The 14,894-nt window shown below is 67.8% G+C and carries 11 protein-coding genes; 8 read left to right on the top strand and 3 right to left on the bottom strand.

Translation table 11 applies throughout. The features are described from left to right. Positions 1–834, bottom strand: a complete 834-nt coding sequence (locus VDQ18_RS18115; RefSeq protein ID WP_323022307.1) for an MBL fold metallo-hydrolase — start codon at positions 832–834, stop codon at positions 1–3. A 127-nt stretch (positions 835–961) separates the two neighbouring features. Here VDQ18_RS18115 and VDQ18_RS18120 point away from each other — a divergent pair, with 127 nt between their 5' ends. Together VDQ18_RS18120 and VDQ18_RS18125 are read left to right on the top strand one after the other, a co-directional pair. Beyond that, on the top strand, positions 962–1,738 hold the full coding sequence (locus VDQ18_RS18120) for a helix-turn-helix domain-containing protein (protein ID WP_323022308.1): 777 nt from the start codon (positions 962–964) through the stop codon (positions 1,736–1,738). Positions 1,739–1,818: 80 nt separating this feature from the next. After that, complete coding sequence (locus VDQ18_RS18125; RefSeq protein WP_323022309.1) at positions 1,819–2,154, top strand: carboxymuconolactone decarboxylase family protein; 336 nt, start codon at positions 1,819–1,821, stop codon at positions 2,152–2,154. A 28-nt stretch (positions 2,155–2,182) separates the two neighbouring features. Here VDQ18_RS18125 and ppk2 read toward each other — a convergent pair whose 3' ends face one another. Then, the gene (ppk2, locus tag VDQ18_RS18130; protein ID WP_323022310.1) at positions 2,183–3,085 is read right to left on the bottom strand and encodes a polyphosphate kinase 2; all 903 of its coding nucleotides are present in this window, start codon (positions 3,083–3,085) and stop codon (positions 2,183–2,185) included. 465 nt (positions 3,086–3,550) lie between these two features. Between ppk2 and VDQ18_RS18135 the strand changes: the two genes are divergently transcribed. The 6 genes from VDQ18_RS18135 to VDQ18_RS18160 all read left to right on the top strand — a co-directional run bounded on the left by VDQ18_RS18135 (position 3,551) and on the right by VDQ18_RS18160 (position 12,957). Next, the gene (locus VDQ18_RS18135) at positions 3,551–3,931 is read left to right on the top strand and encodes a hypothetical protein (RefSeq protein WP_323022311.1); all 381 of its coding nucleotides are present in this window, start codon (positions 3,551–3,553) and stop codon (positions 3,929–3,931) included. Positions 3,932–3,934: 3 nt separating this feature from the next. Next, on the top strand, positions 3,935–5,470 hold the full coding sequence (locus VDQ18_RS18140; protein ID WP_323022312.1) for a pilus assembly protein TadG-related protein: 1,536 nt from the start codon (positions 3,935–3,937) through the stop codon (positions 5,468–5,470). A gap of 166 nt (positions 5,471–5,636) precedes the next feature. Continuing rightward, positions 5,637–7,208 carry a Re/Si-specific NAD(P)(+) transhydrogenase subunit alpha gene (locus tag VDQ18_RS18145; RefSeq protein WP_323022313.1) on the top strand — a complete coding sequence of 524 codons (1,572 nt, stop codon included), beginning with the start codon at positions 5,637–5,639 and terminating at the stop codon, positions 7,206–7,208. Between the two features lie 13 nt (positions 7,209–7,221). After that, positions 7,222–8,661 carry an NAD(P)(+) transhydrogenase (Re/Si-specific) subunit beta gene (locus tag VDQ18_RS18150; RefSeq protein WP_323022314.1) on the top strand — a complete coding sequence of 480 codons (1,440 nt, stop codon included), beginning with the start codon at positions 7,222–7,224 and terminating at the stop codon, positions 8,659–8,661. 526 nt (positions 8,662–9,187) lie between these two features. After that, positions 9,188–12,094 carry an Rne/Rng family ribonuclease gene (locus VDQ18_RS18155; RefSeq protein ID WP_323022315.1) on the top strand — a complete coding sequence of 969 codons (2,907 nt, stop codon included), beginning with the start codon at positions 9,188–9,190 and terminating at the stop codon, positions 12,092–12,094. Between the two features lie 116 nt (positions 12,095–12,210). Beyond that, entirely contained in the window at positions 12,211–12,957 is a 747-nt protein-coding gene (locus VDQ18_RS18160) for a cytochrome c biogenesis CcdA family protein (protein ID WP_323022316.1), read from the top strand. 134 nt (positions 12,958–13,091) lie between these two features. Here the strand turns inward: VDQ18_RS18160 and VDQ18_RS18165 are convergent. Next, positions 13,092–14,894: ABC transporter ATP-binding protein (locus VDQ18_RS18165; RefSeq protein WP_323022317.1), on the bottom strand; the 1,803-nt coding region annotated here is incomplete at its 5' end.

Genomic DNA, 14,894 nt, shown 5'->3' on the forward strand with positions numbered 1-14,894 from the left:
TTACGGCCGCTCCAGCCGATAGCCGCTGCCATCCCGCACCGCGACATGGAAGGCCGGGCGCAGGTAATGCCCGCCGGTGAACAGCGCGCCATCGGTGGCCAGCTCGTCCAGCAGCCGCTTGCGAGTCACCCGGGCGCGGTCCATGTCCATGTCGAAGGCGATACCGATCTCGGGGTCGGTGGCCTGCAACGCCGGGGCGTGGATGATGTCGCCGCCATGGATCAGCTGCGCCCGCCCGCTCGACAATCGCCAGCCGCCGTGGCCCGGGGTGTGGCCGTCCAGCGGCATGGCGGTCAGGCCCGGTGCGATCTCCCCCTCGGGCCCGATCAGCCGCAGCCGGTCGCCATAGGCGGCCAGCACCGCCCGGGCGAGGCCCGCCCAGCCGGGGATCGGGTCGGGCAGGGGGGCGGTCTGGCTCTCGTCCGACCAGAAGCCATGTTCTTCGCGGCGCACCACCAGCTCGGCGCGGGGGAAGACCGCCGCGCCCTCGGGCGTGATCATGCCGGCGATATGGTCGGGGTGCAGATGGGTGGCAAAGAGCACATCGACATCCTCGGGCGCGACGCCCGCCTCGGCCATCGCCTCGGGCAGGAAGCCGCAGGTCGGCCCGAACAGGTTCCGCGGCCCCGCGTCGCACAATACCGTCCGACCACCGTTGCGGATCAGCACGGCGTTGAAATTGGTGGCGATCTTGTCGATGCCCTGCCGCTCCAGCAGCGCGGCGATATGCTCGGGCGCGGTGGCGGGGAACAATGCGGCGCCGAAATCGGTGCTGCCGTCGGTCAGGATGGTGACGTCGGCCTCGCCGATGGTGCGGGATGCGATGCGGCTCATGGGGGTCCTCCTTTGTTCGGGGCCAAGCTAGCATGGCGTGGCAAACGGGCAACCGCCGCGTGGCCGTTTCGGGGGGCGTCGCACGCGCCGCTTGTGGCAAATGCTGCAGTGCAGTAATTCGGAGATCATGGAACATGACCCCGATCTCGTCGCCGCCTTCGCCGCGCTTGCGCATCCGCAGCGGCTGGCCGTGGTGCGGCTCTTGATGCGCCATTACCCGCGCCGGGTGGCGGCGGGTGAGATCGGTGCGGTGCTGGGGCTCAAACCCTCGACCCTCTCGGGCTATCTGGCGCAGCTGCAGGAGGCGGGGCTGATCACGCAGGAGCGTCGGGCGACCTCGCTCCTCTATGCCGCCTCGGTCGAGGGGGCGACGGCGCTGAACGAGGGCTGGATCGGCGCCATCTGCGGCGGACGCGGTTGGCCGGGCGCCGGGGCGCCGGGCAAGCGGGTGCGCAACGTGCTCTTCCTGGGGCAGGGCAACGCCGGTCCCTCGCTGATCGCCGAGGCCCTGCTGCGCGCCGCGGCGGGTGAGGCGGTCGAGGCGTTTTCCGCCGGGCTGACCCCCGCAGGGGAGGTCGACGCGGCGCTGATCGCCTTTCTGGCCGAGCGCGGGCATGACACCGGCCCCCTCTGGGCCAAGCCCTTGGGCACCTGGCTGGGGGAGGGGGCGCCGCCCTTCGACATCGTCGTGACGCTGGGCGACCGCGCCGCCTCGCGCGCGCCGGACTGGAGCGGCGCGCCGCATCGGGCCGCCTGGCGGCTCGCCCCCGAGCAAAGCCTCGAGGCGCTGCACGACGATCTGGCGCAGCGCATCGCGGCGCTGGCGCGGCTGGATCTGGCGGTGACGCCGCCCGGCCGGGTGCAGGACGTGCTCGACGCGATGGCCGAGCCGGTCGCGGCATAGGCCGCCCGATTGACCTGAATCAAGGAGGGGGATCTCGGGACATGGCATCCCGTGCTGACGCATGCACGAAAGGGAATGTCATGGATGCCAAAGCCGATCTCGCCGCCATCAAGGACCGCTCGCGGGCGCTGATCAAGGCGGTCAACGCGCCGATGAAAGGCTTCGGCCAGCTCAGCGCCGCGGTGAAGGAGCCGGGGGCGCTGTCGACCAAGGAAAAGGAATTCGTGGCCATCGGCATCGCCGTGGTGCAGGGCTGCGACGATTGCGTCGCCTTCCACATCGAGGTGTTGCAGAAACTCGGCGCCAGCCGCGAGGAATTCGCCGAGGTTCTGGGCATGTGCCTGCAGATGGGCGGCGGCCCGGTGGTGATGAACGCGGGCCGCGCGCTGGCAGTCTGGGACCAGCTGGCGGCCTGAGGGCCGCCCGCCGAGACCCGCCGTGGCCCTAGAGGTCGGTGTGTTTCATCACATGCCGGGCGTGGCCGACGATCAGCGGATCGGGCTGGCCGACGATCTCGGGATCCTTGCCGGGATAATCCAGCGAGGCCAGGAAATGCTTCATGCAATTCAGCCGCGCGCGTTTCTTGTCCTTGGATTTGACGATGGTCCAGGGCGCATCGGCGGTATCGGTATAGAAGAACATCGCCTCCTTGGCGGCGGTGTATTCGTCCCACAGATCCAGCGAGGCCTTGTCGATGGGCGAGAGTTTCCAGCGTTTCAGCGGGTCGGTCTCGCGTTCCAGGAACCGGCGGCGCTGTTCGTCGGGCGTGACCGAAAACCAGTATTTGTAAAGCCGGATCCCCGAGCGGACCAGCATCCGTTCCAGATCGGGCGCCTGACGCATGAATTCGAGATATTCCTCGGGCGTGCAGAAGCCCATGACCCGCTCCACCCCCGCGCGATTGTACCAGGAGCGGTCATAGAACACCATTTCGCCCGAGGTCGGCAGATGGGCGACATAGCGCTGGAAATACCATTGCCCGCGCTCGGCCTCGGAGGGTTTGTTGAGCGCCACGACCCGGGCGAAGCGTGGGTTCAGATGTTCGGTGAAGCGCTTGATCGTGCCGCCCTTGCCCGCGGCATCGCGGCCCTCGAAGAGGATGACGAATTTCTGCCCGGTCTCCTGCGCCCAGAGCTGGACCTTCAGCAGTTCCGCCTGAAGCCGGGCCTTCTCGAGCTCATAGGGACGACGGGCCAGCCGGTGGGGATAGGGGTAATGCGTGCTCTCGAACGCGGCTTGCAGCGCGGCGCCGGTCAGCGGCGGCGCGGGCTTGGGCGCGGCGGGGGCATCGGCGGGCGCGGTTTGCGGGGACAGGGGAAGAGGCGGCGGGGCGGCTTGATCGTCCATGCGAGGCTCCTGGCGAGGCGGTTCAGGGGGATCATACCATCCCCGGGTTTCCGGCGCCTTGATCTTGCGCAACGCCCCTCGGCCGGACCGATTCGGTAGCCTGGAGAGCGAGGAAGGTGCCGATGGCGAGGGTTGAAATGCGTGTTCACGCAGATGTGATGAGGGGCATTTTCCTGGCGGGATAAAGGCGAAAATATGGCGGCAACACGCGGTTAATCAAAGATAAATCCTAAATTCATGACTTTCCGTTAAAATCCGACTCGAGATTGTCGATTTAAACTGCGACATAGATAGGTCACTCCTCCTGCACGACGACCCCTGCGGTGAAAGTTCTCTTGCCAGTTGAGTGATCGAGGCGCAGCCTTGTCTCATGTGACAGTCGAAATGGTGAGCATGATGCGTTTTTCACCCTCAGCCAAACCGGACCTCCGCGCCTGGAGACGTGAAGAAAGCGGCGCGGTCACCGTGGAATTCGTGATCCTTCTGCCGTTCATGATCGGCCTGCTGGGCCTGATCGCCGCGGCCAGCCTGTATCTGGCGCTGGCGAGCGATGTGCAGCAACTCTCCTACGAACTGGCCCGTGCCTCGCTGCCCGAGGCGCGGGCGACCGATACCGAGGCGGAATGCGACGACCTCGGTGCCCGATGGGTGCCGACGCTGGCCGCCAACCTGCCGATGCTCGACGCCGACCGCGTGCTGGACGTGACCTGCCTTCAGGACCCCGCCAACGACCTCCTTCAGGTGACCGTCAATTACGACACCCGCGGCACGCTGGCGGCGATCCTCGGCGGGCTGATCGGCATGGAGTTCCATTCGTTCCGGCGCAGTTCCTTCATCAGGTGGTAAGGAATGCCCGATCGCCCGGCCGCCTGTTCGGAAAAGGGGGCGGTGTCCGTCTTGTTCATGATCCTGCTGCCGGTGCTGTTGCTGGCAGGGGGGCTGGCCATCGACATCACGGCCCTGAATGCCGAACGTCGCTATGTGCAGGCGCAGGCCGATCTGGCGGCGCTGGCGGCGGCGCGGCATATGACGGGGGCGGCTGAATCCCGTCAGGCCGCGCGGCTGACGGTGGCCGGCAACCGGGTTTTCGTGGCTGCGCCGCTTGCCGATTCGGATATCGTGTTCGGCGTGCTGAGCGGCTCTGACTTCATCCCGACCGCCGACCAGACCACCACCCGCGGCGCCGATGCCGTCCGCGTCGTGGTCGAGGCCCCGGCGCAGATGTTCCTGCTCGATCTCTTCTTCCCGCTCGAGGATCGGGTCGTCCGGCGGGAAGCCGTCGCGGCAATAGAGCGGCCGCGCGTCAGTTTCTCGCTGGGCAACTGCCTGGCGGAGCTGTCGTTGCTGGGATCGCTGCTGCGGCCCTATCTGGGGGTGGAGACCGATGTCCTGTGCAGCGGGCGCGGGGTCGATACGCAGGTCTCGCTGCCCGGTGTGCTGGAGGCCAGCGCGGCGCTGCTCACCCCTTCGGGCGAGCCCTTCACCTATGGCGATGTGCTGGACGCCGAATTGTCGGCGGGCGCGCTGCTGGCCACGGTCACCGGGCTGCCGCAGCAACTGGGCCTTGGCCCCAGCGTGCAGCTGGGGCAGGCGCTGCAGCTGCCCGCCTCGGTGCGACGGCTGCATGTCGGCGCGCCGATCGGGGCGGCCTCGATCCAGCAGGCCGATCTGGTCTTCGCCATCGCCGAACTGATGGCCGAGCGCGTGGCCTCGCTCGATGTGGGCCTGCAACTGGGCGAGCAGCAGGTCGGCGCCGTGGTGCGGGTCGGCGATTCGCGCCAGATGGTGATCAACGTGATCCCCGGCAGCCCCGAGGCCCGGGCCAGCACCGCGCAGATCCGCGTCGATCTGAACACGATCCGCCTGCTGGGGCTGCTGGACCTCAACATCAGCCTGCGCGTGGCCAGCGCCGAGGCGGTGCTGACCGACCAGGGCGACGCCTGCGCCACCGATCCCCTGGCGGTGGTCGCGGATTTCCAGCCGATCGACGCGCGGCTGGTCGATATCGACCTGTCGATGCGGCTGACCGGGCTTGCGGGCGCGCTGGTGCCGCTGGAGCTGAGCACCGACGGGATGCGCGACGTCACCCGCACCGGCTTTGGCTTCACCCGCGCGCGCTATGAAACCGAACCGCGGGTCACCTTCTCGCCCTCCGAGGGTGTCGTCGCCAGCCTGTTGTCGGTGCTGAGCAGCCTGACGCTGGGGGTCTATGGTCAGACCCTGCCGCGCCTGCCGCTGGGGGGCTCGCTGCTGGGGCAGCAGACCTCGCTCCTGGAGGCGGGAGAGGCGGTGCTGCTGGACCTGCTGGGCCTCGATCTGGCGCGGGCCGAGCTTGAACTCCTCGATCTGTCCTGCCCCTCGCCGAACCCCTGGCTGGTGCGCTGAGGGGCGGGCAGGGGAGGGGCCCGAACGATTGCCACCGTTGCAGGCATCACGCATGCCGAAGGTGTTAGCGCGCGCACGTTCTTGTGAAATAATCTTGCGCGGGTTATTCAGCGCCCGACGACCAGACGGGCGGCGCCTCGCCCGGCCCTTGCAACGGAGGACCAACGTGAAGATCGGGGCACCGAAAGAGATATTCCCGGGTGAAAACCGGGTCGCCATGACGCCGGACTCGGCGCTGCAACTGCAAAAGCTTGGCCATAGCTGCGTGATCGAGACCGGGGCGGGTGCCGCCTCGGGCTTCGAGGATGCCGCCTATGTGGCCGCGGGCGTGGAAATCGTCCCCTCGGCCGAGGCGCTGTTCGCCGCCGCCGATGTGGTGGTGAAAGTGCGCGAGGCGACCACCGAAGAGATGGGCCGCCTGCGTCCCGACCAGACGCTGATCGCCTTCTTCTGGCCCGCCCAGAACGCCGAGATGCTGGAACTGGCCAAGGAAAAGGGCGCGACCGTCGTCGCCATGGACATGGTGCCGCGCATCAGCCGTGCGCAGAAGATGGACGCGCTGTCGTCGATGGCCAACATCGCGGGCTACCGTGCGGTGATCGAGGCGGGCAACAACTTCGGCCGCTTCTTCACCGGCCAGGTGACCGCCGCGGGCAAGGTGCCCCCGGCCAAGGTGCTGGTGGTCGGCGCCGGTGTCGCGGGTCTGGCCGCGATCGGCACCTCGACCTCGCTCGGTGCCATCACGCTGGCCTTCGACGTGCGCCCGGAAGTGGCCGAACAGATCGAATCGATGGGCGCCGAGTTCGTCTATCTCGATTTCGCCGAGGCCCAGCAGGACGGCGCCGCGACGGGTGGCTACGCCGCGCCATCCAGCCCCGAATTCCGTGAAGCGCAGCTGAAGAAATTCCGCGAGCTGGCGCCCGAGGTCGATATCGTCATCACCACCGCGCTCATTCCCGGCCGTCCGGCCCCGGTCCTGTGGACCAAGGACATGGTCGAGATGATGAAGCGCGGCTCGGTCATCGTCGACCTTGCTGCCGAGCGGGGCGGGAACTGCGAGCTGACCGTCAAGGACGAAAAGATCGTGACGCCGAACGGCGTGACCGTGGTCGGCTACACCGATTTCCCCAGCCGGATGGGCACCCAGGCCTCGACGCTTTATGCCAACAATATCCGGCACATGATCTTCGATCTTACGCCGGGCAAGGATGGCGTCATCAACCACAACATGGACGATGACGTGATCCGCGGCGCGACGGTCGCCAAGGACGGCGCCATCACCTTCCCGCCGCCGCCGCCCAAGATCCAGGCCATCGCCGCCGTCAAGCGCGAGAAGCCGAAGGAGCTGACGCCGGAAGAAAAACGCGCGCAGGAAGTCGCGGCCTTCAAGGCGCAGACCAAGCAGCAGGTCACGCTGCTGGCCGTGGGCGGGGGCCTCCTGCTGCTGGCCGGGGCCTTCGCGCCCGCCAGCTTCATGGCGCATTTCATCGTCTTCGTGCTGGCCGTTTATGTCGGCTTCCAGGTCATCTGGAATGTCAGTCATTCGCTGCACACCCCGCTCATGGCGATCACCAACGCGATCTCCTCGATCATCATCCTCGGCGCGCTGATGCAGATCGGCTCGGGCAGCTGGCTGGTGATGATCCTCGCGGCGCTTTCGGTCCTGATGGCCGGCGTCAACATTTTCGGTGGCTTCATGGTCACGCGGCGCATGCTCGCCATGTTCCAGAAGTCGTAAGGAGCGGTTCACAATGGCTTATGGTTTCACGACCGCCGCTTACGTCGTCGCGGCCGTTCTCTTCATCCAGTCGCTGGGCGGGCTCTCGGGCCAGGAAAGCGCCAAGCGCGCCGTCTGGTACGGCATCGTCGGCATGGCGCTGGCTGTCGTCGCCACCCTGATGGGGCCGGGCGCCGGCAACTGGGCCCTCTCGCTGGTGATGATCGCCATCGGCGGCGCCGGTGGCTGGGTCGTCGCGCAGCGCGTCCAGATGACCGAGATGCCGCAGCTGGTCGCGGCGATGCACTCGCTGGTTGGCCTCGCGGCCGTCTTCATCGGCTACAACGGCCATATCGAGATGGTCCGCGTCGCCGGTCTGCACGATGACCCCGCGGCGCTGGCCGCCCTGTCGGGCTTCGCCGCCACCGTCGCGCACAAGACCGCGGCCGAGATCGCGGTGCTGAAGATCGAGGTCTTTCTCGGCGTCTTCATCGGCGCCGTGACCTTCACCGGCTCGGTCATCGCCTATGGCAAACTGGCTGGCAAGGTCGACGGCAAGGCCAACAAGCTGCCCGGCGGCCACATGCTGAACGCGGGCGCGGCGCTGATCTCGCTGATCCTGCTGGTGCTCTACTTCCAGGGCGCGGGCACCTGGGCGCTGCTCCTGATGACGCTGGCCGCCTTCTTCATCGGCTATCACCTGATCATGGGCATCGGCGGCGCCGACATGCCGGTCGTGGTGTCGATGCTGAACAGCTATTCAGGCTGGGCGGCGGCAGCGATCGGCTTCTCGCTGTCGAACGACCTGTTGATCGTGGTGGGCGCGCTGGTCGGCTCGTCGGGCGCAATCCTGTCCTACATCATGTGCAAGGCCATGAACCGTAGCTTCATCTCGGTCATCCTGGGCGGCTTCGGCGGCACCACGGGTCCGGCGATGGAGATCACCGGCGAACAGATCGCCATCGACGCCGACGGCGTGGCGGCAGCGCTGAACGAGGCCGACTCGGTCGTCATCGTTCCGGGCTATGGCATGGCGGTGGCGCAGGCCCAGCAATCGGTCAGCGAACTGACCCGCAAGCTGCGCGCCAAGGGCAAGAACGTCCGCTTCGCCATCCACCCGGTGGCGGGCCGTCTGCCGGGGCACATGAACGTGCTGCTGGCCGAGGCCAAGGTGCCCTACGACATCGTGCTGGAAATGGACGAGATCAACGAGGACTTCCCGGAAACGGATGTGGTCATCGTCATCGGCTCCAATGACATCGTGAACCCCGCGGCGCAGGAAGATCCGAACTCGCCCATCGCCGGCATGCCGGTGCTGGAGGTCTGGAAGGCGAAACAGGTGTTCGTGTCGAAGCGCGGGCAGGGCACCGGCTATTCCGGCATCGAGAACCCGCTGTTCTACAAAGAGAATACGCGGATGTTCTACGGCGACGCCAAGAAATCGATCGACCAGCTTCTGCCGATGATCGAGTGATCCATCGGTACAGAGAAACAGGGAACGGGGGGCCAGGCGCCCCCCGTTTTCTTTTGCCCGCCGGAGGCCGCGCGCCCGCCGACAGAGTGGATTTCTTGCGGCGAGGGGGCAGGGCGCAGGGCTTTCCTGTCGTCCCCATTGCTTCACCCGCGCATTTTCCCATTGAACAGGAGGGGCCTCACCCCCTATGTTTACCGGGCACGGTGTTTGCGTACCGTTGCACGACATTCACGGCCCGGGTCTCCCTGTTCGGTGAGAAGCGGGCGGGATCGGCCCTCAAAGCCGTAGGAACGCCTGGTCTGGTTCAAGCCGATCGGGTCTGTCATGGACGCGGCGCTCCGGCGCGCGCGTCGGAGCCTGTAACCGCGATGCCATGGGGCGCATCAGTTAGGATCGAGACCGGGACGCGCGAAGGCGTCTCCCGCCGTCCGCCTGCGCCCGGGCTCGCCCACACATTCCCCCCAGCTTCCGTGCCGCGCGGCCCTTCGGGACCGGGCGCACCGCCCCTGGGGGCGAGAAAGATACCATGGGAAAGAAACTACTCATTGATGCCACGCATGCGGAGGAAACCCGCGTCGTGGTCCTGGACGGCAACAAGGTCGAGGAATTCGATTTCGAGACCATCCACAAGCGCCAGCTTGCCGGCAACATCTACCTCGCCAAGGTAACCCGCGTCGAACCCTCGCTGCAGGCGGCCTTCGTCGATTACGGCGGCAACCGCCACGGTTTCCTCGCCTTTGCCGAGATCCACCCCGATTACTACCAGATCCCCGTCGCCGACCGCCGCGCCCTGATCGAGGAAGAGCGCGCTCTGGCCCGCGATCAGGAAGAAGAAGGCAACCGCCGCGCCCGCAAGCGCCGTGACCAGGCCCCCGCGGCCGAGGAACAGGCGAGCGAGGAGCAGGGCACCGACGAGTCGACTGTTGCGGTCGAGGCCGCCGACACCGCCAGCATCGAGCCGGTCAACGGCATGGATGCCGAGGGCGTGGCCGAAGCGCCTGCCGCCGAAACGCCCGCCGTGGCGGAGGACGCACCGCGCGGCCGCCGCAAGCGCGCCCAGGCGGCCGAGGACGACACCACCGCGACTGAGATGCCCGCACCGCAGGCCGCCCAGGCCGAAGGAATGGAGCATCGCACCTATGGCGCGATGGATGTCGTCGATCTGGGCGAGGACGAGACCGCCGACGGTCCCGAAATCGCCGCCGTCCGGCACGACGACGAGGAAGAGCCCTACAGCGCCCGCGATCACGCCTCGGACATCGACAGCGAGATCGAATCGGTCGCCGACGAGGATGTCTCGGACGAGGTGCGCCCGCCGCGCCGGACCCGTGGCCGCCGCTACAAGATCCAGGAAGTGATCAAGGTCCGGCAGATCATGCTGGTCCAGGTCGTGAAGGAAGAACGCGGCAACAAGGGCGCCGCGCTGACCACCTATCTGTCGCTGGCCGGCCGCTATTGCGTGCTGATGCCGAACACGGCACGGGGCGGCGGCATCAGCCGCAAGATCACCAACGCCGCCGACCGCAAGAAGCTCAAGGACATCGCCTCCGAATTCGACGTGCCCGATGGGGCGGGGCTGATCATCCGCACGGCCGGTGCCAACCGCACCAAGCCCGAGATCAAGCGCGACTATGAATACCTGTTCCGCCTGTGGGAGCAGATCCGCGACCTGACGCTGAAGACCATCGCGCCGGCGCCGATCTATGAAGAGGGCAACCTCATCAAGCGGTCGATCCGCGACCTCTATAACAAGGACATCGACGAGGTTCTGGTCGAGGGCGAGGGCGGGTATCGCACCGCCAAGGACTTCATGAAGATGATCATGCCGTCCCACGCCAAGAACGTGCAGCTCTACACCGAGCAGATGCCGCTGTTTGCGCGCTTCCAGGTGGAAAGCTACCTCGGCTCGATGTTCAACCCGACCGTGCAGCTCAAGTCGGGCGGCTATATCGTCATCGGCGTGACCGAGGCGCTGGTCGCAATCGACGTGAACTCGGGCAAGTCGACGCGCGAGGGGTCCATCGAGGACACCGCGCTGAAGACCAACCTCGAAGCCGCCGACGAGATTGCCCGCCAGCTGCGCCTGCGCGACCTGGCCGGTCTGATCGTCATCGACTTCATCGACATGGAAGAGCGCAAGAACAACGCCTCGGTCGAGAAGCGGCTGAAAGAGGCCCTGCGCAACGACCGCGCCCGCATCCAGGTCGGCCGCATCTCGGGCTTCGGCCTGATGGAGATGAGCCGCCAGCGCCTGCGCCCCGGCATGATCGAGGCGACGACGCAGCCCTGCCCGCATTGCCACGGCACCGGCCTGATCCGGTCGGACAATTCGCTGGCCCTGCAGATCCTGCGGGCGCTGGAGGAAGAGGGCACGCGCAACCGCTCGAAAGAAGTGTTGGTCAAGGCGCCCATCGGCATCGTCAACTACCTCTTCAACTCGAAGCGCGAGCATCTGGCGCAGATCGAACAGCGCTATGGCATGGCGATCCGGCTGGAAGCCGATCCCTCGCTGATCTCGCCCGATTACTCGATCGAGAAGTTCAAGACCGCGACGCGGATCGTGCAGATCCCGGCGACGCCGGTGATCTCGCTCGACGCGCAGACCATGCATGACGTGGACGACGATCTGGCCGACGAGTTCGAGGACGAGACCGAGGTCGAGGCGGAAGCCGAAGCCGAGGCGACGGAAACCGTCGCCGCCGAGCCCAAGGGCGAGAATGGCGAGGGCGGCAAGCGCAAGCGGCGCCGTCGTCGGCGCCGTCGGGGTGGCAAGGATGGCGAGGCCCGGGGCGACGCCTCGGATGCCGACGGCGATGACGGCGACGAGGGTGACGAAGGCGAGGCCGATGCGGTGGTGACCGAGGCCGAGGCTGTCGAAACCCCGGCCGAAGCCCCGGCGGAAGCCGCGGCCGAGGTGGTGACCGAGGAGGCGGCCGAGCCAGCCGCCGAGGAGAAGCCTGCCCGCAAGCGTCGCAGCCGCAGCCGCAAGCCGAAGGCCGGTGAGGAAGGCGCGGAAGCGCCCGCCGAAGCCCCGGCCGAGGCCGCGGTGGAAGCGCCTGCTGCCGAGGCTCCGGCCGAGGAAGCGCCCGCCAAGCCCAAGCGGACCCGCGCCCGTCGCAAGACCAAGGCCGAGCTCGCCGCCGAAGCGGAAGCCGCCGCTGCCGCTGCTGCGGCAGTTCCGGCCGAAACGCCGGTGGAAACCCCGGTCGAGACGCCTGTTGAAACGCCCGTCGAGGCGCCGCAGCAGACCCCCGACGAAACGCCTGTCGAGGCTCCGGCGGAAGAGCCGGTCGAGACGCCCGCCGAGGCTCCGGTCGAGACCCCGGTCGAGGTTCCGGCCGAACAGCCCGCCGAGACGCCTGCTCCGGCGTCCGCGACCAACACCGATCCCTCGCGGCCGCGCCGCGCGGGCTGGTGGTCGCGCAAGAGCTGACCCCACGGGATGCCGGGGCCTGCGCCCCGGTGTCGCAGTGATGGAAACGTGAGCCGCGCCCCCCGTGACGAACGGGGGGCGCGTCGCTATCAGGGGCCGACCAAAGGAGCCTGCCGATGTTCGGGATCGACCTTTTCGACGCTGCCCTGATGCCTTCGCTCTTCGTGGCGCTGCTGGCGGGGCTGTTGTCCTTCCTCAGCCCCTGCGTGCTGCCCATCGTGCCGCCCTATCTGGCCTATATGTCCGGCATCTCGATGCGGGAACTGACCGAGAGCCGCGGCATCAGCCCGGCCACGGTGCCGGCGCTGTTCTTCGTCATGGGGCTGAGCACGGTCTTCCTGTTCCTGGGCTTCACCGCCTCGTCACTGGGGCGGCTGTTCCTGGCCTACCGACAGGAATTCGCCATGGCCGCGGGCGTCGTGGTCATCGTCATGGGCCTGCATTTCCTCGGCCTCTTCCGGCTGAATTTCCTGATGCGCGAGGCCCGGTTCGAGGGCGGCAAGGGCGGCTCGGCCTTTGGCGCCTATGTGCTGGGGCTGGCCTTTGCCTTCGGATGGACCCCCTGCATCGGCCCGATCCTGGGCACCATCATCACCCTAGCGGCAGCCGAAGATTCCGTGGCGCAGGGCACGGCGCTGTTGGCCGCCTATGCCGTGGGGCTGGGACTGCCCTTCCTGCTGGCCGCGATCTTCATCACCCGGTCGATGCGGCTGATGAACCGGCTGAAACCCTGGATGGGCTGGATCGAGAAGGCGATGGGCGTGCTGCTGGTGGTGGTCGGCGTGGCGCTGATTACCGGCTGGATGGCCGATTTCTCGTTCTGGCTGCTCGAGGTCTTCCCGGCGCTGGGACGCATCGGCTGATCCGGCGGGCGATGCGCTTGGGAAGAGTGGCGGGGGCCTTCCCCAAAGTCGCGCCCCCGGGGTCGCTTTCAGAGACGCCGATCCCCCGGGGATAATCATGGAAGACAGAGGAGCGGCCCCGCAGCGCCACAGCCTTAATCCCTGAACTGCAGCGCATGCAGGCGCGCATAGGCGCCGTCCCGGGCCAGCAGCGTCTCGTGATCGCCTTCCTCGACGACCTGACCCGCCTCCATCACCACGATCTTGTCTGCGTGGCGGATGGTCGAGAGGCGGTGGGCGATGACCAGCGTCGTGCGCCCGGCGCTGAGCTTGTCCAGCGCCTCCTGCACCAGCGCCTCGGAGCGCGCGTCCAGCGCCGAGGTCGCCTCGTCCAGCAGCAGGATCGGCGACTCGCGCAGGAGCGCCCGGGCAATCGCCACCCGTTGCCGCTGCCCGCCCGACAGCGCCGAGCCGCGGGGGCCGACCCGGGTGTCGAGGCCGTCGGTCAGCGAGGGCAGGAATTCATCGACATGCGCCGCGGCGATGGCCTGCGGCAGACGGGCCTCGGCCCCCGCGGGGGCGCCCATCAGCACGTTATCGCGCAGCGTCTCGTCAAAGAGCGCGCTGTCCTGCGCGACCACGCTGAAGAGGTCGCGCAAGCCCCGCAGGTCCATGCGAGCGACATTCTCGCCGCCGATCGTCACCCGACCCGATTGCGGATCGGCCAGACGCGTGAGCAGGGTGAAGACCGTCGATTTTCCCGCGCCCGAGGGGCCGACCAGCGCCGTGGTCTTGCCCGCCTCGGCGGTGAAGGAAAGCGCGCGCAGCACCGGCTCGCCGTCATAGGCGAAGGTCACGCCTTCGAAGCGGATCGTCTCGGCCCCTTTGGCGGGCAGGGCCGCGAGCGGGCCCTCCGGCTGGGCGATGCGGGGCTTCTCGTCCAGCAGCCGGTGGATGCGCTCCAGCGAGGCCAGCACGTTCTGCCAGGCGCCCGACATCGAGCCGAGGCGGCGCAGCGGCTCGAACAGAAGGGCGATGGCGGCGACGAAGGTCATGAACTCGCCGACCGTGCGGTCCCCGGCGACGATCTGCGCCCCGGCGAAGGTCAGGACCAGAGTGAAGCCCAGCGCCGCCACCAGATCCGACATCGACCCCATCGCCGCCTGACCCGCCGCCACCCGCACCCGGGCCTTGACGAAACGCGACAGAACCCGCGACAGCCGGTCGCCTTCGCTGGTCTCGATACCGGTGCGCTGGATGGTCTGCACGCCGTGGAAGATCTCGTCCAGCCGTGTCGAGGCCGCGGCCGAGGCGTCGCGCGCCCGGACCCCCATGTCGCGCACCACGCGCTGCAGGAAACCCGCGGGCAGCACCAGAAGCGGCACGCCGACCAGCGCCACCAGCGTCCAGAGCCAGTCGGTCCAGAGCGCGACGCCAAGGAGCGCCACGATCGACACCGCATCGCGGGCGACGCCCGGCAGGATGCGCTCGAACACCGCGTTCAGCTCCACGGTGTCGCCCCTGACCCGGTCGATCAGATGGCCCGGCGGGTGCGTGTGGTGGAAGGATTGGTCGAGGCCCATCAGATGCAGGGTCAGCTGACGCTGCAGCCCCGCGCCGACCTTCTCGGCCACCTGCGCCATGATCGTGCGGTAGACGAGCGAGGTGGTGGCCCTGAGGATGAAGGTGGCCCCGAACCCGAGCGCCACCCATTTCACCAGATCGCCCCGGCCCGCGACCAGCACCTGGTCGAACATCGGCTTGAGAAGCGCCGAAAGCGCCCCCGCCATGGCGCCGTCGATGGTCATGCAGACGATGGCGACCGACATGAGCGGCATCCAGCGCCGGGCATGGTTGGCCCAGAACCAGCGGGCAAGGGCACGGTCATGCGCGCGGCTGCGCTGCGGCGTGGGCGGGATCGGATCGTGGGAGGAGGACATGGCGCGCCGGTCTTGCAA

This window comes from Pararhodobacter sp. (assembly GCF_034676075.1).
Taxonomy (GTDB): domain Bacteria; phylum Pseudomonadota; class Alphaproteobacteria; order Rhodobacterales; family Rhodobacteraceae; genus Pararhodobacter.

What these genes read in the sequence shown, in the direction of transcription:
- VDQ18_RS18115 (WP_323022307.1), bottom strand. Translation starts at nt 834, where the DNA reads ATGAGCCGCATCGCATCCCGCACCATCGGCGAGGCCGACGTCACCATC.
- VDQ18_RS18120 (WP_323022308.1), top strand. Translation starts at nt 962, where the DNA reads ATGGAACATGACCCCGATCTCGTCGCCGCCTTCGCCGCGCTTGCGCAT.
- VDQ18_RS18125 (WP_323022309.1), top strand. Translation starts at nt 1,819, where the DNA reads ATGGATGCCAAAGCCGATCTCGCCGCCATCAAGGACCGCTCGCGGGCG.
- ppk2 (WP_323022310.1), bottom strand. Translation starts at nt 3,085, where the DNA reads ATGGACGATCAAGCCGCCCCGCCGCCTCTTCCCCTGTCCCCGCAAACC.
- VDQ18_RS18140 (WP_323022312.1), top strand. Translation starts at nt 3,935, where the DNA reads ATGCCCGATCGCCCGGCCGCCTGTTCGGAAAAGGGGGCGGTGTCCGTC.
- VDQ18_RS18150 (WP_323022314.1), top strand. Translation starts at nt 7,222, where the DNA reads ATGGCTTATGGTTTCACGACCGCCGCTTACGTCGTCGCGGCCGTTCTC.
- VDQ18_RS18155 (WP_323022315.1), top strand. Translation starts at nt 9,188, where the DNA reads ATGGGAAAGAAACTACTCATTGATGCCACGCATGCGGAGGAAACCCGC.
- VDQ18_RS18160 (WP_323022316.1), top strand. Translation starts at nt 12,211, where the DNA reads ATGTTCGGGATCGACCTTTTCGACGCTGCCCTGATGCCTTCGCTCTTC.